19 protein-coding genes and 2 pseudogenes are annotated in these 23,756 nt (G+C 68.9%); 8 read left to right on the top strand and 13 right to left on the bottom strand.

Annotation, left to right across the window (positions count from 1 at the left end):
• Positions 1-80: 80 nt before the first annotated feature.
• From ACAG26_RS13375 to ACAG26_RS13395, 5 genes are all read left to right on the top strand, one after another.
• A complete protein-coding gene (locus ACAG26_RS13375; protein ID WP_370483098.1) occupies positions 81-302 on the top strand; it encodes a YlxR family protein in 222 nt (73 codons plus the stop codon).
• Positions 303-403: 101 nt separating this feature from the next.
• Positions 404-3,091 carry a translation initiation factor IF-2 gene (infB, locus tag ACAG26_RS13380; RefSeq protein ID WP_370482913.1) on the top strand — a complete coding sequence of 896 codons (2,688 nt, stop codon included), beginning with the start codon at positions 404-406 and terminating at the stop codon, positions 3,089-3,091.
• 2 nt (positions 3,092-3,093) lie between these two features.
• Positions 3,094-3,582, top strand: coding sequence for a 30S ribosome-binding factor RbfA (rbfA, locus tag ACAG26_RS13385; protein WP_370482915.1), 489 nt, complete (start codon positions 3,094-3,096; stop codon positions 3,580-3,582).
• Entirely contained in the window at positions 3,545-4,573 is a 1,029-nt protein-coding gene (locus tag ACAG26_RS13390; RefSeq protein ID WP_370483099.1) for a bifunctional oligoribonuclease/PAP phosphatase NrnA, read from the top strand. The genes rbfA and ACAG26_RS13390 overlap by 38 nt, the downstream gene beginning before the upstream one ends.
• 70 nt (positions 4,574-4,643) lie before the next feature.
• The gene (locus tag ACAG26_RS13395; RefSeq protein WP_370482918.1) at positions 4,644-5,969 is read left to right on the top strand and encodes an MATE family efflux transporter; all 1,326 of its coding nucleotides are present in this window, start codon (positions 4,644-4,646) and stop codon (positions 5,967-5,969) included.
• Between the two features lie 137 nt (positions 5,970-6,106).
• On the opposite strand, the pseudogene ACAG26_RS13400 reads toward ACAG26_RS13395, so the two are convergent.
• The 9 genes and pseudogenes from ACAG26_RS13400 to ACAG26_RS13440 form a co-directional block, all read right to left on the bottom strand.
• Positions 6,107-7,108, bottom strand: a pseudogene (locus tag ACAG26_RS13400) (alpha/beta fold hydrolase); the annotation flags it as partial.
• A gap of 239 nt (positions 7,109-7,347) precedes the next feature.
• Complete coding sequence (locus tag ACAG26_RS13405; protein ID WP_370482920.1) at positions 7,348-8,007, bottom strand: TetR/AcrR family transcriptional regulator; 660 nt, start codon at positions 8,005-8,007, stop codon at positions 7,348-7,350.
• 75 nt (positions 8,008-8,082) lie between these two features.
• A complete protein-coding gene (locus ACAG26_RS13410; protein ID WP_370482922.1) occupies positions 8,083-9,333 on the bottom strand; it encodes an MlaD family protein in 1,251 nt (416 codons plus the stop codon).
• Positions 9,330-10,517 carry an MCE family protein gene (locus ACAG26_RS13415; RefSeq protein ID WP_370482923.1) on the bottom strand — a complete coding sequence of 396 codons (1,188 nt, stop codon included), beginning with the start codon at positions 10,515-10,517 and terminating at the stop codon, positions 9,330-9,332. Before ACAG26_RS13415 ends, ACAG26_RS13410 begins: the two co-directional genes overlap by 4 nt.
• A 2-nt stretch (positions 10,518-10,519) precedes the next feature.
• Entirely contained in the window at positions 10,520-11,686 is a 1,167-nt protein-coding gene (locus ACAG26_RS13420) for an MCE family protein (RefSeq protein WP_370482925.1), read from the bottom strand.
• Entirely contained in the window at positions 11,683-12,750 is a 1,068-nt protein-coding gene (locus ACAG26_RS13425) for an MCE family protein (protein ID WP_370482927.1), read from the bottom strand. The genes ACAG26_RS13420 and ACAG26_RS13425 overlap by 4 nt, the downstream gene beginning before the upstream one ends.
• Positions 12,743-13,819, bottom strand: a complete 1,077-nt coding sequence (locus ACAG26_RS13430) for an MCE family protein (RefSeq protein ID WP_370482931.1) — start codon at positions 13,817-13,819, stop codon at positions 12,743-12,745. Before ACAG26_RS13430 ends, ACAG26_RS13425 begins: the two co-directional genes overlap by 8 nt.
• A complete protein-coding gene (locus ACAG26_RS13435; RefSeq protein ID WP_370482934.1) occupies positions 13,816-15,417 on the bottom strand; it encodes an MlaD family protein in 1,602 nt (533 codons plus the stop codon). Before ACAG26_RS13435 ends, ACAG26_RS13430 begins: the two co-directional genes overlap by 4 nt.
• 52 nt (positions 15,418-15,469) lie before the next feature.
• A pseudogene (locus tag ACAG26_RS13440) lies at positions 15,470-15,592 on the bottom strand (ABC transporter permease); the annotation flags it as partial.
• A gap of 668 nt (positions 15,593-16,260) precedes the next feature.
• Between ACAG26_RS13440 and ACAG26_RS13445 the strand changes: the two are divergent.
• Positions 16,261-17,994, top strand: coding sequence for a CocE/NonD family hydrolase (locus ACAG26_RS13445; RefSeq protein ID WP_370482936.1), 1,734 nt, complete (start codon positions 16,261-16,263; stop codon positions 17,992-17,994).
• Here the strand turns inward: ACAG26_RS13445 and ACAG26_RS13450 are convergent.
• Positions 17,980-18,744, bottom strand: a complete 765-nt coding sequence (locus tag ACAG26_RS13450; protein ID WP_370482939.1) for an enoyl-CoA hydratase — start codon at positions 18,742-18,744, stop codon at positions 17,980-17,982. The two genes, ACAG26_RS13445 and ACAG26_RS13450, sit on opposite strands and share 15 nt — an antisense overlap.
• Before the next feature lie 177 nt (positions 18,745-18,921).
• Here ACAG26_RS13450 and ACAG26_RS13455 point away from each other — a divergent pair, with 177 nt between their 5' ends.
• Together ACAG26_RS13455 and ACAG26_RS13460 are read left to right on the top strand one after the other, a co-directional pair.
• The gene (locus ACAG26_RS13455) at positions 18,922-19,884 is read left to right on the top strand and encodes a TauD/TfdA dioxygenase family protein (RefSeq protein ID WP_370482941.1); all 963 of its coding nucleotides are present in this window, start codon (positions 18,922-18,924) and stop codon (positions 19,882-19,884) included.
• 14 nt (positions 19,885-19,898) lie between these two features.
• Positions 19,899-20,459, top strand: a complete 561-nt coding sequence (locus tag ACAG26_RS13460) for a DUF1802 family protein (protein ID WP_370482943.1) — start codon at positions 19,899-19,901, stop codon at positions 20,457-20,459.
• Here ACAG26_RS13460 and ACAG26_RS13465 read toward each other — a convergent pair.
• The 3 genes from ACAG26_RS13465 to ACAG26_RS13475 are packed head-to-tail and all read right to left on the bottom strand — an operon-like array spanning position 20,418 to position 23,714.
• Positions 20,418-21,437, bottom strand: coding sequence for an isopenicillin N synthase family dioxygenase (locus ACAG26_RS13465; protein ID WP_370482945.1), 1,020 nt, complete (start codon positions 21,435-21,437; stop codon positions 20,418-20,420). The two genes, ACAG26_RS13460 and ACAG26_RS13465, sit on opposite strands and share 42 nt — an antisense overlap.
• Positions 21,438-21,485: 48 nt before the next feature.
• Complete coding sequence (locus tag ACAG26_RS13470) at positions 21,486-23,138, bottom strand: CocE/NonD family hydrolase (RefSeq protein ID WP_370482946.1); 1,653 nt, start codon at positions 23,136-23,138, stop codon at positions 21,486-21,488.
• A gap of 3 nt (positions 23,139-23,141) precedes the next feature.
• Positions 23,142-23,714 (bottom strand): DUF3558 domain-containing protein, encoded by a 573-nt coding sequence (locus tag ACAG26_RS13475; RefSeq protein ID WP_370482949.1) that lies wholly within the window; start codon positions 23,712-23,714, stop codon positions 23,142-23,144.
• Positions 23,715-23,756 lie beyond the last annotated feature (42 nt).

The following is a 23,756-nucleotide window of genomic DNA, read 5'->3' on the forward strand; positions in this document are numbered from 1 at the left end:
AGCACCGCCGCCCCGAAGGACCGGTGCGAACGTGTGTCGGTTGCCGGAAACGAGAGTTGGCTGTCGGACTGCTTCGCGTAGTGGCTGCATCATCCGGGAACGGCACCTATTCCGTGATCGTTGATACAGCGGGTAATCTGCCGGGGCGGGGCGCATGGCTGCATCCCGCCCTGCAGTGCGCGAACGAAGCGATCCGACGGCGAGCTTTCGGGCGAGCGCTGCGGATCGCCGGTTCACCGGACACCTCCGCGGTGATCGAGCACCTCAACGTGCTCGCCGCCACGGACACAGAGAACAGGTAGCGAAGAACATGAGCACACCGTGAAGTCCCGATGACCATGCGTCATAGCTAAACCCGAGGCGCCGGCCCACCACCGCTGTCGCCTCATGGACAGGAGAAGTAGTGGCAAAGGCCCGCGTACACGAGTTGGCGAAGGAACTCGGTGTTACCAGCAAGCAAGTCCTCGCTCGGCTAAGCGAGCAGGGCGAATTCGTTAAATCGGCGTCGTCGACGGTGGAGGCGCCCGTCGCCCGTCGACTGCGCGAATCATTCGGCGGCGGCAAACCCGCGGCGGAAAAGCCGTCCGGCAACGGCGCGGCCGCCAAGGCCACCCCGGCCCCGGCCAAGCCCGCCGCACCCAAACCGGCCCCCGAGCCGCCCAAACCGGCCCCCGAAGCACCCAAACCCGCAGTTGAGGCGCCCCCGCCCGCTGCCGAGGCGCCCAAGCCGGCCGCCGCGGCGGCGCCGCCCAGCCCGGCCCGTCCCGCGCCGACCCCCGGCGCCACGCCCGGCCCGCGTCCGGGCCCCAAGCCGGGCCACCGCACCCCGCGGGTCGGCAACAACCCGTTCTCGTCGGCGCAACCCGTCGAACGGGCGATCCCGCGTCCGCAGGCGCCGCGCCCGGGTGCGCCCCGGCCGGGTGCCCCGCGCCCGGGTGGTGCCTCACCGGGCAACATGCCACCCCGTCCGGCCGGTGCAGGCCGTCCGCCGCGTCCCGGCGGTCCCCGCCCCGGCCCCGGCGGTCGTCCCGGCGCCCCGGCCGGCGGCGGACGCCCCGGCGGTGGCGGCGGTGGATACCGCGGCGGCGGTGCTGGCGGTGGCGGCGGTGCCCCGGCCGGTGCCGGATACCGTGGCCGCCCCGGCGGCGGTGGACGCCCCGGTCAGCGCGGTGGCGCGGCCGGCGCCTTCGGTCGTCCCGGCGGCGCGCCGAAGCGGGGCCGCAAGTCCAAGCGGGCCAAACGCGCCGAATACGAAAACATGCAGGCCCCGGTCGTCGGTGGGGTGCGGTTGCCGCACGGCAACGGCGAGACCATCCGGCTGGCCCGCGGCGCGTCGCTGTCCGACTTCGCCGAGAAGATCGACGCCAACCCGGCCGCGCTGGTGCAGGCGCTGTTCAACCTCGGCGAGATGGTGACCGCCACCCAGTCGGTGGGCGACGAAACCCTCGAGCTGCTGGGCAGCGAGATGAACTACGTCGTGCAGGTTGTGTCCCCCGAGGACGAGGACCGCGAGCTGCTGGAGTCGTTCGACCTGAGCTACGGCGAGGACGAGGGCACCGAGGAGGATCTGCAGAGCCGCCCGCCGGTGGTGACCGTCATGGGTCACGTCGACCACGGGAAGACCCGACTGCTGGACACCATCCGCAAGGCCAACGTCCGCGAGGCCGAGGCCGGCGGCATCACCCAGCACATCGGCGCCTACCAGGTGTCGGTCGACCTCGACGGCACCGAGCGGCTGATCACCTTCATTGACACCCCCGGTCACGAGGCGTTCACCGCGATGCGTGCCCGTGGTGCCAAGGCCACCGACATCGCGATCCTGGTGGTCGCCGCCGACGACGGCGTGATGCCGCAGACGGTGGAGGCGATCAACCACGCCCAAGCCGCCGACGTGCCGATCGTGGTGGCGGTCAACAAGATCGACAAGGAGGGCGCCGACCCGGCCAAGATCCGCGGGCAGCTCACCGAATACGGTTTGGTGTCCGAGGATTTCGGTGGCGACACGATGTTCGTGGACATCTCGGCCAAGCAGGGCACCAACATCGAGGCGCTGGAAGAGGCGGTGCTGCTGACCGCCGACGCCGCCCTGGACCTGCGGGCCAACCCCGACATGGAAGCCCAGGGTGTGGCGATCGAGGCGCACCTGGACCGCGGCCGCGGCCCGGTGGCCACCGTGCTGGTGCAGCGCGGCACCCTGCGGGTCGGTGACTCGATTGTCGCCGGCGACGCCTACGGTCGGGTCCGCCGCATGGTCGACGAACACGGTGAGGACGTCGAGGAGGCGCTGCCGTCGCGGCCGGTGCAGGTTATCGGCTTCACCTCGGTGCCCGGCGCCGGCGACAACCTGCTCGTCGTCGACGAGGACCGGATCGCCCGGCAGATCGCCGACCGGCGCAACGCGCGCAAGCGCAACGCGATGGCGGCGCGGTCGCGCAAGCGGATCTCCCTGGAGGACCTGGATTCGGCGCTGAAGGAAACCAGTCAGCTCAACCTGATCCTCAAGGGCGACAACGCCGGTACCGTCGAGGCGCTGGAGGAGGCCCTGATGGGCATCCAGGTCGACGACGAGGTGGCGCTGCGGGTCATCGACCGCGGTGTCGGTGGCATCACCGAGACCAACGTCAACCTGGCGTCGGCCTCGGACGCGGTGATCATCGGGTTCAACGTGCGCGCCGAGGGCAAGGCCACCGAGCTGGCCAACCGCGACGGCGTGGACATCCGCTACTACTCGGTGATCTACCAGGCCATCGACGAGATCGAGAGCGCGCTCAAGGGCATGCTCAAACCGGTCTACGAGGAGAAGGAACTGGGTCGCGCCGAAATCCGTGCGCTGTTCCGCAGCTCCAAGGTCGGCAACATCGCCGGCTGCCTGGTCACCTCCGGCATCATCCGACGCAACGCCAAGGCGCGGTTGCTGCGCGACAGTATCGTGGTCGCGGAGAACCTGACCGTGTCCTCGCTGCGACGGGAGAAGGACGACGTCACCGAGGTCCGTGACGGCTACGAATGTGGTCTGACGCTGACCTACTCCGACATCAAGGAAGGCGATGTCATCGAGACCTACGAGCTGGTGGAAAAGGAGCGAGCCTAGCGATGGCTGACCCGGCCCGGGCGCGCCGGCTGGCCAAGCGGATCGCCACCATCGTCGCATCGGCGATCGAGTACGAGATCAAGGATCCGCGGCTGGCCGGGGTGACCATCACCGACGCCAAAGTGACCGCCGACCTGCACGACGCGACCCTGTATTACACGGTGCTGGGCCGCACCCTGGACGACGAGCCGGACTACGGCGGGGCCGCCGCCGCGCTGGACCGGGCCACCGGGGTGCTGCGCACCAAGGTCGGCGCCGGCACCGGGGTGCGGTTCACGCCGACCTTGACGTTCACCCGGGACACGGTGCCCGACACCGCGCACCGGATGGACGAGCTGCTGGCCGCCGCGGCGGCCGCCGACGCCGATCTGGCCCGGGTGCGCGCAGGTGCCAAACCGGCCGGGGAGGCCGACCCGTATCGTGCCAGTGGTGCGGAGCCTGACGACGGTGTCGATGCCGAGGGCGTCGGTGACGATCGATTCGAAGGCTGACCTAGCGGTCGGGTCGCAGCGGCCCGCGGGGATACGCGTCGACGCGGTCGGCGCCAGTGAATTGCTGTCTGCCGCGGCCACCATCGGCGTTGCTTGCCACGTCCACCCCGACGCCGACACCATCGGCGCCGGGCTGGCGTTGGCCGCGGTGTTGGACAGCTGCGGCAAGGACGTGCAGGTTAGCTTCGCTGCGCCGGCGGATCTGCCGCAATCGCTGCAATCGCTGCCGGGTGGGGGACTGCTGGTGGACCCGGACTTGATGCGCCGCGACGTCGATTTGGTGGTGACGGTCGACATTCCCAGCATCAACCGGCTGGGTGGGCTGCGTGATCTGGCCGAATCGGCGCGCGAACTGCTGGTGATCGACCACCACGCCTCCAATGAGCTGTTCGGCACCGCCAATTTCGTGGATCCGTCCGCGGATTCGACGACGCTGTTGGTGGCCGAGCTGCTCGACGGGTGGGGCAAACCGATCGACCTGCCGGTGGCGCATTGTCTGTATGCCGGGCTGGTCACCGACACCGGGTCGTTCCGCTGGGCCTCCGCCCGGGCGCACCGGTTGGCGGCCCGGCTGGTGGAGTTGGGCGTCGATAACGCCGCGGTCAGCCGGGCGCTGCTGGATACCCACCCGTTTGCCTGGCTGCCGATGCTGGCCCGGGTGCTGTCCTCGGCCCAGCTAGTGCCCGACGCGGTCGGGGGCAGCGGGCTGGTCTACGCCGTCGTCGACAACCAGGAATGGATCGCGGCCCGCTCTGAGGAAGTGGAAAGCGTCGTCGACATCGTGCGCACCACGCAGCAAGCCGAGGTGGCGGCGGTGTTCAAGGAGATCGAACCGCAGCGCTGGTCGGTGTCGATGCGGGCCAAGTCCGCGGTGGATCTGGCGGCGGTCGCCTCGGCGTTCGGCGGCGGCGGGCATCGGCTGGCCGCCGGCTACTCAGCGACCGGCGCCGTCGACGACGTGGTCGCGGACCTGGTGGCCGCGCTCGGCTGACTTCCGCGAGCGTGCGCGTCCCCGGCCGACACGCCGAGGTGAAACCCGTTTTCGCGCACGCTCGCGCAGGATGGTGACCGTGACCGACACGCCCGCCGCCGGTTCGCGGCAGATTGCGGCGCTGGCGTTGCCCGCGCTGGGGGTGCTGGCCGCCGAGCCGCTGTATCTGTTGTTCGACACCGCGATTGTCGGGCGCCTCGGCGCGCTGCCGCTGGCCGGTCTGGCGATCGGCGGCCTGGTCCTCGGTCTGGTCAGCTCCGACCTGACATTTCTGTCCTACGGCACCACCGCGCGCTCGGCCCGCTACTTCGGCGCCGGCGACCGGCCGGCGGCGGTCGCCGAGGGCGTGCAGGCCACCTGGCTGGGGCTGGCGATCGGGGCGGTGGTCACCATCGCCGTCGAATGTGCCGCGGTGCCGCTGGTTTCGGCGATCGCCGGGGGCGGTGACATTGCCGCGGCGGCGTTGCCGTGGCTGCGGATCGCGATCCTGGGTGCCCCGGCGATCCTGGTGTCGCTGGCCGGCAACGGATGGATGCGCGGGGTGCAGAACACGGTGCGCCCGTTGCGCTACGTCATCGCCGGGTTCGGAACCTCGGCCGTGCTGTGCCCCTTGCTGGTGTACGGCTGGCTGGGGTTACCGCGGCTGGAACTGGCCGGTTCCGCGGTGGCAAACCTGGTCGGCCAGTGGGTTGCTGCGGTGCTTTTTCTGTCGGCCCTGCGGGCCGAGCGGGTGGGGCTGCGGGTGGACCGCGTCGCACTGCGGGCGCAGCTGGTGATGGGGCGTGACCTGCTGGTGCGCAGCGTCGCCTTCCAGGCCTGCTTTGTCTCGGCCGCGACGGTCGCCGCCCGCTTCGGTGCGGCCGCGCTGGGCGCGCACCAGGTGGTGCTCCAACTGTGGGAATTCCTTGCGCTGGTTCTCGATTCGCTGGCCATCGCGGCCCAGGCGCTGGTCGGTGCCGCGCTGGGCGCCGGCGACGCCAGGTATGCGAAATCGGTGGCGTGGCGGGTCACCGCATTCTCGCTGGCGGCCGCGACGGTGTTGGCGGTGCTGCTCGGTGCGGGCACGTCGGTGCTGCCCGAGATCTTCACCGACGACGCCTCCGTGCTGGCCGCCATCGGCGTGCCGTGGTGGTTTTTGGTGGCCCAGCTGCCGGCCGCCGGCATCGTGTTCGGCCTGGACGGTGTGCTGCTGGGCGCCGGCGATGCCGCCTTCATGCGCACCGCCACCGTAATCAGCGCCCTGATCGGGTTTTTGCCGCTGGTCTGGCTGTCGCTGATCTTCGGGTGGGGGCTGGCCGGCATCTGGTCGGGGTTGACCATGTTCATCGTGCTGCGCCTGGTATTCGTGGGCTGGCGGACGCTGTCCGGGCGCTGGGCGGTGACCGGAACGGCGTAGCCGTGCAGCGCGACACCGACCCGCCGGTGCACCGGCGCCGAAGCCCGGCGGCCGGCGGCGATGGCGTCGCTGATGGCGTCGGTCACCAGCGCCGGCTCTTCGTGGATCACCATGTGCCCGGCGGTCGGGCGGTGGATCAGCCGGGCACCGGCGATGCCCGCGGCCATCTCGCTGCCGTGCACCGCCGGGGTCAGCGTGTCGGCGCCACCGGTGATGATCGTCGTGCGCGCGGTGATGGTGGGCAGGGTCGCGCAGTGGTCGTAGATCTTCAGGCCCCGCATGAACCCGAGCTTGGTCGCCATCGGGGTGGAGTTGATCGCCCCGCCGAGGGACACGTCGGCCCAGATCTTCAGGATGTGGCACACCGGCGGACCGAACAGCCGCACCACCGCGTTCGCCAACCGGGGGAAGCGGTGCCCGATCGCGCAGACGAGATGTGCGGCCCGGCTTTTGAGTAGCCGGCCGATGCCGCGCTCGGCGACCTTCCCGGCTGCGGTCGCCACCAGGACGACGTGGTGCGGCTCGACGGGACGCAGGTGGGCGGGTCGGCCGAGGTAGGCCAACGCCGTCATCCCGCCCATCGAGTGCCCGACGAACGTCACCGTTCCGGTCACGCCGAGGGCCACCAGCACCTCGGCGAGATCCTCGGCGAGGCAGTCGACGTGGTAGGTGTGCACCGGCGCCTCGGCGGAGTCACCGTGCCCGCGGTGGTCGTAGCCGATGATCCGGACGTCGTCCCCCCACTGCCGGATCAGCTCGGATACCTGGATGTTCCAGGCGTCCTTGTTCATGCACCAGCCGTGCAGCAACACCACGGTGTGGCCGGCGGCGGGCGATCCGTGCTCGCGGACCGCCAGGGCGACCCCGTCGCGGGTGTGCACGATCCGGCTGCTGACGAGGCCGGAACCCTGGCCGCTGGGCGCCGCGTCCTGCGCCTGCGGATTGCGCTTGCGCCGATTCAGGCAGTGCGCGATGGCCTGGGCCAGCGGGTGGCGGGTGATCCGACGGAACAGCCGGGCGAACAGTCCGGGCCGACGCGGAGCCGGGGCCGGCGCGCGGCGGCAGTCGCGCATCGGGGGTGTGCTCGGCCCAGTCCTGTGCATACCGCGGTCTACGGATCCACCGACTCCTCGGTTCATGGCGATTCCTCTCGTTCCCAGACCTCGCAGCAAAAAACCGTAGCGCTGCTACGGAAAGGAATATAGCAGTGCGACGGTTGCAAGGCAAGGGCGGTTGACCTGGTGATTTGAGGAGAATCGAGACGTGTTTTCTGTCGACAGCACGGGCGATCGAGCCGCATAACCGTAGCGGGGCGCTTCCCTGGACCTGATCCCAGGGCACCAAACGGCGGAGTAAATGTAGCGCCGCTACAGAAGTATCACAGTGGGTCGAAGACCGGTCCGGCGCGCGGAGGCTCGGGCAGCACGGCGGGAAACACGAACACCTTGACGTAGCGCCGCACTTGGTCGGGATCGTCAGAACCCGGAACCAGACCGAGCAGCAAGCCCAACGCGGACGCCATCAGGAAATGGACCGCGTCGCGGGGACGCAACCCCGGGCGCAGATAGCTCTTCTTATCGTCGGCGAACTGGACGATGAGCGATTCCACGAAGTCCAGGTAGGGTGCCACGTTACTGAGCAGGTGCGCGACGTTGCCCGTTTCGGTGTGTTCGGCGAACACGGCGAACAGCGGATCGTGGGCGAGTTCCGTTGCGACCATGACGGAACTCTCCATGATCAGCGTCGGAAGGTCCGCGGACCGGCCCAGCCGGTCGGTGAGGCGGGAGATTTGGCGCAGCGTCACCCGCTTGAGCAGAGCCTCATCGACGTCGCCGCGGGTGCTGAAGTGGCGGTAGATCATCGTGCGGGTGTACCCGGCTTCGCGGGCGATGACCTCCATGGTCGAGGCGCGGTAGCCGTACTTGACCATGGAGCGTTCCGCCGCATCCAGTAGGGCTTCCCGGGCCTGCTCCGGCTCGTTTCCGCCGCCAGGGGGCCGTCCACGCCGGCGGCGCGGTGGGGTCGTCTTCGCGGGCAACCTACCTCACCTGATCGTTGTGACGTTCTGACGCGCCCTCGACCGTACCTGCCATCGGGTTGTCCTCCGGATCGTTCAATGTGGTGGCTCGATCGGCAGCGTCGGACCGCCGTACGGGGTGGGAACGGTGTACCGGCCGGTGGGGGTGTGGTTGGTGGTCGCGCTGAGGTCGGCGCCCGGAGGCGGTCCGGCGGTGTCGTCCCCGGCGGGTCGCGGTGCGTTCTTGGCGCCGCGGATCAGCACCGACGGGTCGTCGTCGCGGCAGTAGGTGTAGCGGAAGGGTTCGGGATAGTCGGCGGCCGACGGCACCCGGCGGGGGGTGCCGTAATCGCAGGTGTATTTCGGGTAGATGTCGGCCGCGGCCCACAGCCCGTGGTCGTGCATGATGCTCATCGCCGAGTCCAGCACCGATCCCCGATAGTTCGGGAACAGCGCGTTCAACGCCGGAACCCGAACGTAGAGCAGCTGCGCGGTCGTCGCCAGATTGGCCAGCAGCCCCACCATGGTGTCGGAGTTGTCGTCGTAGAGGGTGTCCAGCGTGGACAGCAGACCCGGGGTCTGGTCGAGCAAGCGGCGGTAGCCGCCGTCCATCGCCGCCACACCGGTCAGCAGGTGGCCTAGGTTGTCGGTGGTGGCTGCCAGGCCCGCATTGACGTCGGCGGCGGTCGTCAGCACAATCCGGCTGTTGCGCACCAGGCTGACGGTCTCGGGCAGCACCGAATCCAAGGTGGACAGCAGGAAGATGCCGCCGTCGACGGTGTCGGTCAGCTTGCGGGGCCCCGCATCGGTCAAACTCAGTTCCCGTTTGACGAGTTCGAGTTTGCGCGGATCGGTTTGCGCCAGCAGCCCGTCGGCGTCGGCGAGCAGCCGCGACAGCGGAATCGGGGTGGTGGTGTTTCCCGTGCCGATCACGCTGCCCTCGCCCAGGAACGGGCCCGCGCTCGTGGTCGGCACGAAGTCGATGTACTGTTCACCCGCCGCCGACAGCCCCGACACCCGCACCGGACTGGACGCCGGGATCTTGACGTCGGATTTGATCGCCGCGACCGCGTCCACCCCGTCGGTGGTCAGCGTCAGCGATTCGATGCGCCCCACCTGAACCCCGCGCAGCGACACGTCCTGGTTAGCCAGCAGACCACCGGATTCGGGCAGCTGAATTCGGACGTGGTACATCGACTGCATCGGGTTCAGCCGCAGGGCGCCGACGAGGAGATAGCCGGTCGCCACCACCAGCACCAGCACCAGCGCCACCCCCGACAGCCACGCCCGCTGGCGGTGGCCGGCCCGGACCGTGTCGACGATCAGCCGGCTGATCGCGCTGATCACCGTGGGGGCTCTGATTCAGCGGGCGTCGGCGGCAGCGCCGGCCCGACCGGGGCCCATGGATTCTGCCCCATCGGAGTGTCCGGCCCGGTGCCCACCACACGTTCCTGCAGGCGCCACAGGGCGTATTTGAGCGAGCCGATCATCTTGGCCCAGTCATAGCGTTTGGGTCCGTGGAAGGCCGGGTCGCCCTTGTAGCCGGCGTCCGGTAGTGCGCCCAGGATCAGCTTGTCGAAGCTGGCGGTCACCGCCAAGGACTGGCTGCCGGTCATTTTGATCGCCGGGGGCATCAACCGGTTCAGGGCGGCCAGGCTGGTGTCGGGGCTGACCGCGACATCGTTGAATGCGCCCGCGACGGTGTTCAGATCCTGGATGACGCTGCGGCCGCTGGTGTCGGTGCCGGCGATCGACGGGAACCGGGACAGCTGGCGGGTGGTGGCGCCGACCTGCTCGACGACATCGGCGATCTGAGTGGCGTTGGCGGACAGCGCATCGGCGGCGGGCGCCACGGCCGCCAGCAGCTCGCTGATGGACTGATTCTTCTCGTCGAGGCGATCGGCCAGCCGCGCGGTCTGTTTCAACGCCGACTCGATGTCCTGCGATCGGAAGTTGAGGGTGGCCAGCAGGTCCGTGGTTTGGTTGAGCAGGTTGCCGAACGCCTGGCCCTGATCGCCGGTGGCCTTGCCGGCGCCGTTGATGATATTGGTGAAATGCCGGACGGTGCCGCCGTTGACCAGCAGCGCGGCCGCGCCGAGCACCGATTCCACGGTGGCCGCGGCGGCGGTGGAGTCCAGGCCGATGGTGTCGCCGTCTTTCAGCAGCGGCCCGCCGGAGTCGGCCGGGGGTTTGAGTGCGACGAATAAGTCACCGAGCGGCGTGGCCGAGCGCAGTTCGGCGGTGCTGCCCACCGGGACCCGCACCCCGTCCCTGATGCGCAGCGTGGTGACCGCGGTGTAGTCGCGGGCCACCATGGACTCCAGCTGCCCGACATCGGCGCCGGCGAGCTTCACCGGCGCATGGCCGGGCAGGTTCAGCGCGTTCGCGAAGATCGCGGTCAGCAGATAGCCGCCGGGGCCGACGCCCGGCGCCGGCAACGGCAGACTGCCCAACCCGTTGGTGGCGCAGGCCGAGGTGAGCACCGCGGTCGCCGCCGCCGCAGCGACCGCCCGCCGTTTACGAAGCCGCATCGTCACTGTCCCATCGCCGAGAGGCCGTCGAGGATAAAGGTCAACCCGAAGTCGGGGCTGTAGTCCTGTAATGTCCCGGTGCTGCAGCCGAGTTGACGCAGATGCATCAGATTGCAGATCTCTTTGGCGGTCTGCCCTTCGACGAGGATCTTCTCCACCGGGGCGTGCGCCCGCACCACCCCGTTGCTGCGGTCGATGGCGTTGTAGATGTTGTCCAGGGTCAGCGGCAGCACGTCGATCAGCTCGGCGACCTCGCGCTGGTTGTCGACGACGGCGGTGACCGCGGTGTCCCCGTTGAGCAGGCTCTGTTTGAGGTGATCCCGGTTCTCGCCGATCAGCAGGTGCGCTTGCTCGATCAGTTCGGTGATTTTGCGGCCGGTGGTGCCGGCGCCGAGATCCTCGTCGGCCATGATCTGGCTTAGCTGGCGGGTTGTCGACCCGAACTGCCGCATTTTGGCGTCGTTGCGGGCGGCGGCGTCCATCAACGAACTCAGGTCGGTGATGATCGTGGTCAGCTGGTCGCGGGTGGTCACCCCGCGGTCGGAGCTCAGCCGCAGGGCGTGCGAGAGTTCGCTGAGCGCCGACCTGATCTGCTCGCCGTTGCCGGCGGTGGTGTTGGCGGCGGCGTCGACGACGTCGGCGATCGGCCCACCGCCGTCGCGGTCGCCGGCCAGCGATTTGGAGATTTTGTCGAGCATGTCCAGCACTCGGTCGAAGGCGACCGGGGTTTTGGTGCGGGTCAATCCGATGGTGTCGTGGTTACGCAGCAGCGGGCCGCCCTTATAGGGCGGGGTGAGTTCGATCTGCCGGTCGGTCAGGATCGACGTGGAGATGGTCACCGCGCGCACGTCGGCGGGCACCCGCACGTTTTTGTCGACGGTGAACTCGACCTCGACGTACTCGCTTTGCGGGGTGATCCGGGTGACGGTGCCGACCGGCATTCCGGCCACCGCGACCACGTTGTTCTCGTATAGTCCTGCCGCGCTGTCGAATTGGGCGGTCACCGTGATCGTGTTGAGCTTTTTGTGCAGGGCGTAGCCGATTCCGCCGAGCACCGTGAGCGCCAGCACGGCGAACGCGACGACCAGGGCGATGACCCTGCTTCTGCCGCTCAACCGCTGGGTTCCCTTCCCGACCGTCACCGCGGGTCGCCACCGCCGGTTTCTCATTTGCAGTCCTTGAAGTATTCGGGCATGTTGAATTGTTTGGCGCGTCCGCTGATCGCGCACAACCAGGAGTCGATGGCCAGCCCGCCGGGGACATTGAATTCGAAGGCGGGACCGTATCCGCTGGCGTTCGTCAGGTCCCGCACGCTCACCGGTGCGACCTGCAGCAGATCGCGGAACAGGTCGTCGTGCTGGCCGATCATGTCCGTCAGGGCGTGCAGGTTGGTGAGCATCTCACCCAGCAACGGCCGGTCGTTGACGACGATCTGGCTCAGGCTGGTCACCAGTCGGGTCAGCGCAGCCAGCATGGCGTGGAAGGTGTCTTCGCGCGCCACAAACCGGCCGAGCAGGTCCTGACCCTGATCGACCAGGGTGCCCAGGTTGGCCTGCTGGGTGTGCAGGGTGGTGGCGACCCGCTGGGTGTTGGCCAGCAGGCTGCCGATTTGATCGCGCCGGCTGGCGACGATCGTCGACAACGTGTGCAGGTTGGTCATCGCCTGCGGCACCACGGTCGGCATCCCCTGCAGCTGGGCGCCCAACACCTGCAGCGATTTGCCGAACTGGTCGGAGTCCACCTGCTCGAAGGTGGTGGTCGCATCCTCCAGCAGCGATTGCAGATCGTAGGGGACCTCGGTATGGGCCAGCCCGATCGTCTTGTGCGGTAACGTGTCCGGCCCGTCCGGGAGCAATTCCAGATACCGCGATCCGAGCACGGTCATCACCTTGATGACCGCTCGGGTGTCCTTGCCCAGCGCAATGTCGTTACGCACCGACAGACCGGCTTCGACGTGATCGCCGTCGAGTTTCATGCTGGTGACCTTGCCGACTTCGATGCCGGCGATGGTGACCGGATTGCCGGGGTGCAGCGACGCCGCCTGCAGGAACTCGGCGGTGTAGTGGGTGTAGCCGACGCCGACCAGCCGCCACGTCAACGAGGTCCCGACCAGCACCGTCAGAACCGTCAGCGCCACGAATCCCAACCGGGTCTTGTTGTAGGACTCCAGTGGCCGGTGCCGCCAGCGTTGGATCCAGGTCGGCGCCGTCGAGGTGGGCGTGGGGTCAGCCATTGGCCATGCTCCGGCATCGGGGGGTGTGCCAGGCTTGGTTCTTCGGGGTGATCGGGTTGGCGTTCCCCGGTGTGGCCGCGTTGACGATGTACGTGATGACATCGTTGAGCCCGGGGAAGAAGCCGAGGTTCAGGTCGCACAGATAGGCCTCGGCGTAAGTGCCCTCGCCGTACCCACGCGCGATACCTTTGAGCAGCAGCGGCAGGTTGTCGCCGGTGAACGCCAGCTGCGGTTCGATGCCGACCATGTGTTTGGCGAAACCGGGTTGGCGGGTGATCATTTCGTTCAGCGACGGAAAGACGTCGTCGGTGATGACCGACAGCTGACGGGAGGCGTGGGCCAGCGAGCCGATCGAGGACTGCAGGGCGGGGCCGCGGGCGTCGAAGTCGCTGACCACGGCGCGGGCCCCGGTCAGCGCCTGATCGAGGTTGTCGTTTTGTTGGGCGATACTGCCGGTGGCGTTGTTGAGGCTGGTGATCAGGTCGCCGAGGTCTTGATCGCGTCCGGCCAGGGTCTGGGTCAGCGTGGAGGTCTGGTCGATCAGCGTGGTCAGGGAGGCCTTATCGCCCTGCAGGGACTGCAGCACCCCCTTGGTCAGATCGTCGGCGGCCTTGGGGTCCAGCAGGGAGAACAATGGCTCGAATCCGTTGAGCATGGCCCCCACGTCGAAGGACGGGTCGGTGCGTTCCACCGGGATGACGCTGCCCGGCGGCAGCAGATCGGTGCCGCCGATGGTGCCGCGCGACAAGCCGAGATAGCGTTGCCCGATGATGTTTTGGTAGGTCACCGAGGCGACGGTGTTGCCGTAGAGTTTCTGGTCGTTTTGGACGATGAAGTCGACCTTGGCGAGTTTGCCGTCCAGCTGGACTTTTTCCACCCGGCCGACGCGCACCCCGGCCATGCGCACGTCGTCGCTTTCCCGCAGCCCGTACACGTCGGTGAAGACGGCCGAATACTTGTTGGTCGGCCCGGTCACGTCGCGTTGCAGGGTGGCGTAGACCAGCCAGGTCACCGCGACGGCGACGACCATGAAGATCGACAGGCCGATCAGCGGTCCGCGGATTGTCATTTGGGCTCCTCGACAGGTCCGGGTTCGATGGAGACGGTCATGCCGCGGGCCACCGGGCCCAGCAGCAGCTGGGTCGCCACCGACGCCGGGTGCGGTTGGCCAGTCATCACCCCGAGCTGGGCGCGTTCGACCTCGCTACCCACCGGGCCGACGTTGCCGCCGAACGAGGCCGGCGCGGCCGGGGCCGGGCCGGGGGGCAGCGGTGGCGGTGGTTCCGCCGGTCCCGGTGCGACCGGTGCGGGCGGAATGGGCGGTCCGGGTGGTGGCGGCGGCGCGGCCAGATCGGGGTCGGCGGTGCCGGGCACCCGGGGCGATGGGGCCGTCCACCACGGCAGCGGCGGATTAGGGTCCTCCAGGTCGGGGTTGGGATTGATCAGTGGCGGCCCCACCGCGATCAGGTTTCCGTCGGGGCCGATCTCGGTGCCCGGCGGCGGTGCCAGCCCCGCGGGTAGGTGGTAGTTCTGCGGTAGCAGCGCCTCGGGCAGGTCGGGCCGCTCCGCGATCAGCGGGGCGGTGTAACAGCTGGGGGCCTTCAGTTCGCCGTAACGGGGACAGTCCGCCCGGGTGTAGGTGTAGGTCGGGGTCAACGACAGGATGCCGCGCATATGACCCACATCCAGGTCGGGATCCCACACCGCTTCGAAGAACCGGTCCGACAGGCCCGGGATCCGGGTGAAGATCGGCACGAACTTGTCGTGGTTCACGGCGAAGACGCCCAGCGCCGGGGTGAAATCGTGGCTGAGCTGGATCAGCTGGTCGATGTGGTTATCGACGGCGGTCCGGGTGGTGCCCAACGTATTTTGGGACCCGGCGATCAGCGATTCCAGCTGGGCGCGGGTCTCGGCGAAGGTCTGCATCGGTTTGATCGCCTGGTGCAGGGCATCGACCAGGTCTGGGGCGGTGGCCTGCAGCCCCTGGGTGGCCGCCAGCAGCGCCGACACCGTCGACGGGGTCTCGGGCTCGGTGGCGACGATCGCGTTGAGTTCGTTCAGCATCCGGTTCAATTGCCCAGCGGCGGTGAGCAACTGGGTGCGCCGATGATCGGTGGCCGCCCCGATCGCGGCCAAAATACCGATGCTGTGGTCCTCGCGTCCCCGCCCGGTGGCCGTCAGGATGTCGCGCAGCTTGGAGATAGCGGTTTGGAAGATCACCGTCGGCAGCTCGGCGTCCTCCCGGATGTGGGCACTGTCGCTGATCGCGGGGCCGTGCGGGACGGCGGCGGGGTCGACCAGTTGGATCGAGGACACCGCGAACACGTTGGAGGGCACCACCCGCGCGGTCACGGTGGCCGGGATGTCTTTGGCGTATTGGGGTTTGAGGTCGATGTACACGTAGTTGGGTTTGCCGAAGGCCGCCGGGGTGACGTCGTTGACCGAACCCACCAGCAGGCCGTGGTACTTCACGTCGGATTTGCTCGGCAGACCGTCGCCGACGTTGATCAGGTCGGCGACCACCCGCACGTAGGCGGTGAACCGCCCGGTGGACTTCGCCAACAAGCCTGCCACCAGGAGAGCGATCACCACCATCATCGCGACTCCGCAGCTGAGCAGTTGTTGGTCGGTGGGACCGCGGCCGTCCAGGTCGAGCGAATTACCCATCTACCCACCAAAACTCGCGCCCGGCGTCGATGCTCCACAGCGCCATCAGCAGCTCACCGACCGTGGTCAACGAGGCCAGCGGATGCCGCTTGACATACTCGGTAGTCCACTCCTCAATGGCAGCCACACCATCGGGCTGCCGTTCCTGCACTGCGTGCTGGCTGTGTGCTGTCATCGTCCCGTTTGCTCCATTGACTGTCGGAGCGTTCGGGTAACCGCACCGCGGTCGCAACTATCGTGAAACTGGCAGCGTGGCAGGGTGATTCGAGGACCATCCGGGCGAGCGCGACACATGTGCAGCATCACCTGTCACCCTCCTTTGATCGCCCGGCGGGTCGCAGATGCATCCCCGGGGGACTTTCCTGATGGCGTCGCATGGCCGGTTTGGGCACGATCTCGATAGATCTGAGATAGTACACAGTGAGTATAAGCTGTCAATAACCAGAAACGATCTGCGTTCTGGATGTTGGTTCAAGTACGGGAAGGCCGACGCGATCGTGGCGACGACCAGATCGCTCGACATCGCGTCAGGCGTGGCGGACTAATTAAACTGTGGCCAAACATAATAAAGATATCTCTGGTTGTCTCACCAGCATTGGGCGAGTGCGAGATACAAGCCGCTGGGAAGACGGTTGGCAGGCCGCGGGGTCTGTGGCTGGGACGCACTTGCATCGGTCGACGTCGGTCATTATTGACAGATGTTGATAATTCATACAATATGTCGCGTTAAGATACGACGACGACGTTGTGGTTCAGTCCTGAACGCGGCAGAACGCGGCCGAGGCGCCACGATGGTGATCGCCGCCGCTGTTGAGGCTGAACCGTCCCGTAGAGGAGCTATCGATGCAAGAGGACTGGCGCGGTGCACATCAACGTGATGTAGCTGGTATCCGGGACGGCAACGCGGTAGCGCCTCGGGGCGGTCCAGCGGCCGACGTCAAGGTCCGGGGGTGGAGGTGCAATCCCCTCGACTACGGCCTCAGTCGGATCCTGCGGCTGCCCGCCGCCACCAACCAATACACCGTGCACCGGGTTGCCGTCCCGATGCGTGACGGGGTGGAGTTGCTGGCCGATCACTACGCGCCGACCGGCGACGCCGTCGGCACCTTGCTGGTCCGGTGCCCGTACGGTCGCGGGTTTCCGTTTTCGCTGGTGTTCGCCCGGGCCTACGCCGCGCGGGGCTACCACGTGATCTTGCAGAGTGTGCGCGGCACCTTCGGTTCCGGCGGGGTGTTCGAGCCAGTGGTCAACGAGGTCGCCGATGGTGCCGATACGGTGGCCTGGCTGCGCCGCCAGCCGTGGTTTACCGGGACGTTCGGCACCATCGGGCTGTCCTACCTGGGGTTTACCCAGTGGGCGCTGCTGGCCGATCCGCCGCCGGAGTTGGCCGCGGCCGTCATCACCGTGGGCCCGCACGATTTCAGCGCGTCGTCGTGGGGCACCGGGTCCTTCGCGCTCAACGACTATTTGGGGTGGAGCGACATGATGGCCCACCAGGAGGACCGTCCGCGGCTGCGGGCCGGCATCCGCCAACTGGCCGCGCAACGCAGGGTCAAACACGCGGCCGTCGAGCTGCCGTTGGGGGCGGCCGGTCGGGCGCTGCTCGGCGACGGGGCGCGGTGGTACGAGTCGTGGATCGAGCACCCCGACCCCGACGATCCGTTCTGGGAGCCGTACCGGTTGGGCACCGCTTTGGAGCGGGTGGATGTTCCGGTGCTGCTGCTCAGCGGCTGGCAGGACCTGTTTTTGGAGCAAACGCTGGCCCAGTACGCCCGGCTGCGCGACCGCGGCGTCGAGGTGGCGCTGACCATCGGGCCCTGGACGCATACCGAAATGCTGACCAAAGGGTTGGGCACCATCACCCGCGAATCACTGCGCTGGCTCGACACCCACCTGGGCGGCGCGGCGGGCCGCCCGCGACCCCCGGTCCGGGTTTGCGTCAGCGGGCGAGGTTGGCGCGAGCTGCCGGATTGGCCGCCGGCCACCGCCGCGCGCACCTGGTATCTGCACCCTCGCGGCGCGCTGCGCGACGTCGCCCCCGACCCGTCGGCCGCGGCCGCGTCGTTTCGCTACGACCCCGCCGATCCGACACCCACCATCGGAGGTCGCCTGCTGTCCCCAGAAGGCGGTTACCGCGACGACACCCGACTGCTCGGCCGCCCCGATGTGCTCTGCTTCACCGGCGATCCGCTGGCCGAGGACCTGGACGTGTGCGGCACCCCGGTGCTGGAGTTGGCACACAGCTCGGACACCCCGCACGTCGATGTGTTCGTCCGGATCAGCCGGGTCGACGCCTGCGGGCGCTCGGTCAATATCAGCGACGGCTACCGGCGCCTGGACCACCACAGCGGCATCCTGCGCATCGACCTCGACGCGGCCGCCGCCCGGTTCGTGGCCGGCTCACGCATCCGGGTGCTGATCGCCGGGGGCAGCCATCCCCGCTACGCCCGCAACCTGGGCACCGGCGAACCCCCGTCCTGCGGGCACCGGATGCGGCCGGCCACCCACACCGTGCAGTTCGACACCTCGCGGCTGATATTGCCGGTCTCTGCTGGGGATGGCTTAGCGCACCTGTGAGCGGCCCCGCTGCAGCACGGCGTCGCGGTTGGCGGCGATATCGTCGCCGCTGGTGCGGCTCATCCACTGCCGGGCGGAGTCGGCCTCGATCCACAGCCCCGCGCTGGTCTGGGATTCGTCGATGCGGTGATACGAGGCCAGCAGCGCCCGCACCGCGGCCTGGTTGTTGCCGACGATGGAGGCGGCCACCTCCCGCGCGGCGGGCAGCAGTTTCTCGTGCTGCACCACCTCGGTGACCAGCCCGGCGCGCAGGGCGTCCCCGGCGGACAGATAGTCACCGGTGAGGCTCATCCGGCGGGCTAGGCCCACGCCCACCTTCTGCGGCAGCCGCACCGACAGGCCCCAGGTCGGCAGCAGCCCAACCCGGGCGTGGGTGTCGGCGAACCGGGCTTGCTCCGAGGCGATCAGGATGTCGCAATACAAGGCCATCTCCAGCCCGCCGGTGACGGCCGCACCGTTGATGGCGCCAATCACCGGCTTGCTCATGGCCGGCCAGCGCGGTGAGATGTCGGGCAACTCCGTGGAGCTGCCCAGCTCCTTGAGGTCCAAGCCCGCGCAAAACACCGGATCGGCGCCGGTGAGGATGACGACGTCGACGGCGTCATCGGTCTCGGCATCGGCCAAGGCAGCGAACAACCGGTCGCGCAGCGCCGCCGACAGCGCGTTGCGCGACTGCGGCCGGTTCAACGTCAAGGTGCGCACCCGGTCGGTGGTGTCGATCAGCAGGACGTCGTCGGCGTTGGTCGTCATGGCATCACCGTAGCCAGTCGGGCATGGGCCCGCGCCGACGGGCTGGCAGGCGGCCGGGAACAAGCGCTCCGAATCTGGCTGATTGAAACTCGAATTCCCTGTGCCCGCATGAGTTCTGGACTGATCGCTGGGTGTGTGCGCGGTTCGCGACGGCGGGGCCGGCGCTATACAGGGCGCATGACCACAACCTTGTCGACCTCTTCGGCGGCTCCCGCACTGCCGGCCGGGGCCACGCTGCGCAAACTCACCGCCGACATCGGTGCGGCCGTCACCGGGCTGCGGCTCGGCGGTGACCTCGACGACACGACGGTACGGGCAATCCGGCAGGCGGTCCTCGACCACAAGGTGGTCATCTTCCGCGGCCAGCAGCACCTCGACGACGACACGCAGCGCGCCTTCGCCGGCCTGCTCGGGCCGCTGACCCTCGGGCATCCGACGCTGGCGTCCCGCACCGCTGGGGCGGTGCTGGAAATCGACTCCGAGCATGGCCGCACCGACAGCTGGCACACCGACGTGACCTTCGTGGACCGCCCGCCGGCGTTCTCGGTGCTGCGCCCGATCGTGCTGCCGGACTACGGCGGCACCACCGCCTGGGCCAACACCGCGGCCGCCTACCGGGGGCTGCCGGATCAGCTGCGGCTGCTGGCCGAATCGCTGCGGGCTGTGCACACCAACCGCTACGACTACGTCCGGACCCATCAGCGTGAACCCGACAAGGGCCAGACCGGAAGCGAACGCCACGACGCCCGGGCGCACTATGAGGAGTTCCGCTCCACCACCTATGAGACCGAACACCCGGTGGTGCGGGTCCATCCCGAAACCGGGGAGCGGGCGTTGCTGCTGGGCCAATTCGTCAGCCGCATCGAGGATCTCAAACCGTCGGAGTCCGACGCGCTGTACCGCATCTTCCAAGACCGGATCACCAAGCTGGAAAACACCGTGCGCTGGCATTGGCAGCTGGGCGACGTCGCGATCTGGGACAACCGGGCCACCCAGCACTACGGGGTCTCCGACTACGACGATCTGCACCGGCGGCTGCACCGAGTCACCGTGGCCGGCGACGTGCCGGTGGGGGTGGACGGGCGGCCGAGCCGGTCCCTGGTCGGCGAGTCGACGGCCTATCTGTCTTCCGTCGGCTGATTACGCTGGAGCGCATGTGCCCGGCCCACACCGCCCCCGCCCTCAAGGAGTGGAGCGCCGCCGTGCACGCGCTGCTAGCTGGGCGGCAGCGGGTCCTGTTGCGTAAGGGCGGTATCCACGAGAAACGCTTCGATGTGACCGCGCGCGAGTTTCTGCTGTTCCCGACGGTCGCGCACAGCCACGCCGAGCGGGTCCGGCCCGAGCACCGCGATCTGCTCGCCGCCGCGGCCACCGATTCCACCGACGACCAGGTGCTGATCCGGGCGGCTGCGAAAGTGGTGGCCGCCGTGCCGGTGCAGCGCCCCGAGCGCCTCGATGAGGTCGCCGACCTGCACATCTGGACCGCCGAGTCGGTGCGCGCCGACCGGCTCGACTTCCGGCCCAAACACCGGCTGACGGTGCTGGTGGTGCAGGCGATCCCGTTGGTCGGCCCGGTGCCGCTGACCCGCACCCCCGACTACGCCGGGTGTGCCAGCTGGGTGCAGCTGCCGATCACCGCGGCGTTGGGCACCCCGGTGTGTGACGAGGCCGCGTTAGCCCACGTGGCCGCCCGGGTCCGCGACGCGGTCGGGTAGTGGCGTCGCGGCGGTGCTGCCGTGATGGCGGGCCGCCACGTCCGGGTGGGCGCGGGTGCGGGATTTCCACGCGTTCTCCCCGTAGGTGGCGTAGATGGGGTTGGCCGGATCGGCCTCCACCCCGCGGGCATGGGCCGCGAGCTCCGTGGGCAGCTCGATGATCGGGATCTGCGCGTCCAGCGCCGGATTGAAGAAGTAGGGGATCGACACCCGGTCGGCGCCGGGCGCGGGTGCCAGCACCCGATGCCGCGTCGCGCGTAGATACCCGCGGGTCGCCACCTCCAACAGTTCGCCGATATTGACGATGAACGCCCCGGCGACCGGGGGCACGTCGATCCAGTCCCCGTCGTCGAGCTCCACCTGCAGCCCGCGGGAATCCGGTTCGACCAGCAGCAGGGTCAGCACCCCGGAGTCCTTGTGCGCGCCGACGCCCTGCTCGGTGTCGGCGGTGCCGGGATAGCGCACCACTTTGATCAGGGTGGCGGGTCGGTCGGTGAATGCCCGGTCGAATACCGTCTCGTCGGCGCCCAGCGCGGCGGCCCAGTGCCGCAGCAGCCGATGGCCCAGCGTTGACAGCGCGGCATCCCAGGCCAGCAGCGCGGGCCGGAACTCGGGCAGCGCCGACGGCCACAGGTTCGGGCCTTGCAGCCGCCAATAGCCGCGCGCGTCGGGGATGGTCTGGAGTTCCGGACCGATATCGACCTGTTCGCGCCAGTCGACACGGCCGTTGGTGAGTTCACCGCCGATCCGCGAATAGCCGCGAAACTGCGGGCTGCGCAACTGGCTGATCTGCTGTTTGGCCGCGGCCGGCAGGGCGAAGAAGGCCCGCGCCACCCGCAGCACTCGCGCCGACAAGCCGGCCGGCACGCCGTGGCCCACCAGATAGAAGAACCCGAACCTGTGCGTTGCGGTCAGCAGCCGGGCACGGAATTGGTCGCGGTCTGCCTCGGCGTCGGTCAAATCCAGAATCGGCAGCATGTACTCGACTATGACCGCCGCCGGGAGCGTCCGCCATTCGGACCGGGATCAGGGGCGGGCGGAAACCGGCAGCACCAGCCGTGAGGTGCCGAACTGCACGGTGTGGGTGGCCGGCCGCATCCGGTGCCCGGACACCGGGGGTTCGCCGGTGCCCAGGTTGCGGGCGTAGCGGGGATGGCAGCCGCCGGCGATCAGCACCCGCAGGCGGGAGCCCGCCGCGAACCGGCGGGCGATCGGGTCCAGTTCGATGCGCAGCGGCCCGGAGTGTTCCCGCAGCCGCCGGTAGCCGTCGCTGACGTTGACCGAGCGGCCCTTGGCGTCGACCTCGCTGATCCGGACGAACACGTCGACGTGCGGGGTGTCGGAGCTGTGGGCCAACTCCAGCACCGGGGTGCCGCACACGTCCAGGTCGTCGGTCAGCGGGTCGCCGGTGAAGCTGAGCACGTCGTGGCGTCGGTACAGCCGGCTGTCGTCGCGGTAACCACTGTCCGGCGACAACAGTCGGCCCCCGATAGTGGGGGTGGGGTCGGCCGGGTCATAGCGGAAGGACGCCGTTGCGGTCCCGTCCGGTGCCGCGCCGGTCAGCCGGCTGGCGGGATGCAGGTACCAGGTGTGCGCCGTGCTGGCCGGCGGCCAGTCCGACAGGTCACGCCAGCCCCGACCGGTCAGGCAGATGCGGACCCGATCGGGCCGGGGTGCACGATCCAGGCCGCCCAGGTGGGTGTCGAGCCAGTTCAGCGATTCCCGGCTGACGGTGCCCAGTCCGGCGGTGAGCATCGAGGTGTGGGTCCAGGGGCCGATGGTCAGCGCCACGTCGACGCCGCGGTCGCGCAGCCGGGCGTACTGGGCCAGCGTTTGCTCCAAAAACAGGTCCTGCCAGCCGCTGAGCAGCAGCACCGGAACGTCCACCCGCTCCAGCGCGGCACCGAGCCGCATCGACTCCCAGAACGGATCGTCGGGGTCGGGGTGCTCGATCCACGACTCGTACCAGCGCGCCCCGTCGCCGAGCAGCGCCCGACCGGCCGCCCCCAACGGCAGACCGGCCGCCGCCCGGCCCACCCGGCGTCGGGCGGTCAGCTGGCGGATGCCGGCCCGCAGCCGCGGGCGGTCCTCCTGGTGGGCCATCATGTCGCTCCAGCCCAAAAAGTCGTTGAGGGTGAATGACCCGGTGCCCCACGACGACGCGCTGAAATCGTGCGGGCCCACGGTGATGACGGCCGCGGCCAGCTCCGGCGGCGGATCGGCCAGCAGCGCCCACTGGGTGAAGCCCAGGTAGGACAGCCCGATGGTGCCGAACGTCCCGGTGAACCACGGCTGGCGGCGCAGCCAGGCCACCGTGTCGGCGCCGTCGGCGACCTCGTTGACCATCGGCACGAATACCCCGCCGGAGCCGAAGGTGCCGCGCACACTCTGCAGGATCACGTGGTAGCCCCGCGCGGCATAGATCCGGGCGAACACCAGCGAAAACGGAAACCCGCGACCGTAGGGGCACCGGACCAGCAAGGTGCCGACGGCGTCGGCGGTCGGCGCGTAGTGATCGGCGACCAGCGAGACCCCGTCACGCATCGGGACGGCAACCCGGTGCACCGTGTAGCCGGTGCTCGGCGCGGGCAGTTGCAGCACCCGCCCCAGGGCGCGGTCGGTGAGCCCGTGCAGCCGGCCCGGGCTGCCCCGGCGGGCGGTGTCGGCGGTGGCGGTCATCGCTCAGTAAATGTAGTGCGGGGACAGTTGCTGGGCGCGCATCATGTTCTCGGCCGGGCAGTCGACGTCGGGCTCGGAGTAGACCGGCGAGTAGTACAGCGACTGCTGGATGACCCCGTAGCTGGTCTTGAACGTCACCATGCAGGAAAACCACCACCGGTTGTTCCAGTCGGTGGGCTTCATCACCCAGTACTGGGCGGCGCGGTGGCCGTTGATCGTGGTTTCGACGGCGTCGGCCGGCAACGACTGTTCGTAGCTGCGCCAGATGATCGGTTCGACGGCCATCTGGTAGTTGCCCGCGTCGAACTCGCAGCGTTTGCCCTCCACCGGTTTGGGTGGCGTGTAGGCCAGACCGAGCCCGGCGATGACGTCGTAGGGGATGTCCTCGCAGGCATCGAACGGACGGGGGTTGGTGGTGTTGACCGGCGGTTTCGTCGGGGTGGTCATCGGTGCGGTGGTGGATCGCAGCTGCACCGTCGCGCCGTCACCGCGGGGGGAGTCGGTGCCCTGAGCGACGACGAGGACCGCCATGACCAGCGCGCCCAGCGTCGCGATCAACCGCACTTTGGTGAGCATGAGACCCCTCGCAGTCGCCGACTTCCTGCCGGGGAGTGTACA

It is taken from the genome of Mycobacterium sp. pUA109 (genome assembly GCF_041287095.1).
Classification (GTDB): domain Bacteria; phylum Actinomycetota; class Actinomycetes; order Mycobacteriales; family Mycobacteriaceae; genus Mycobacterium.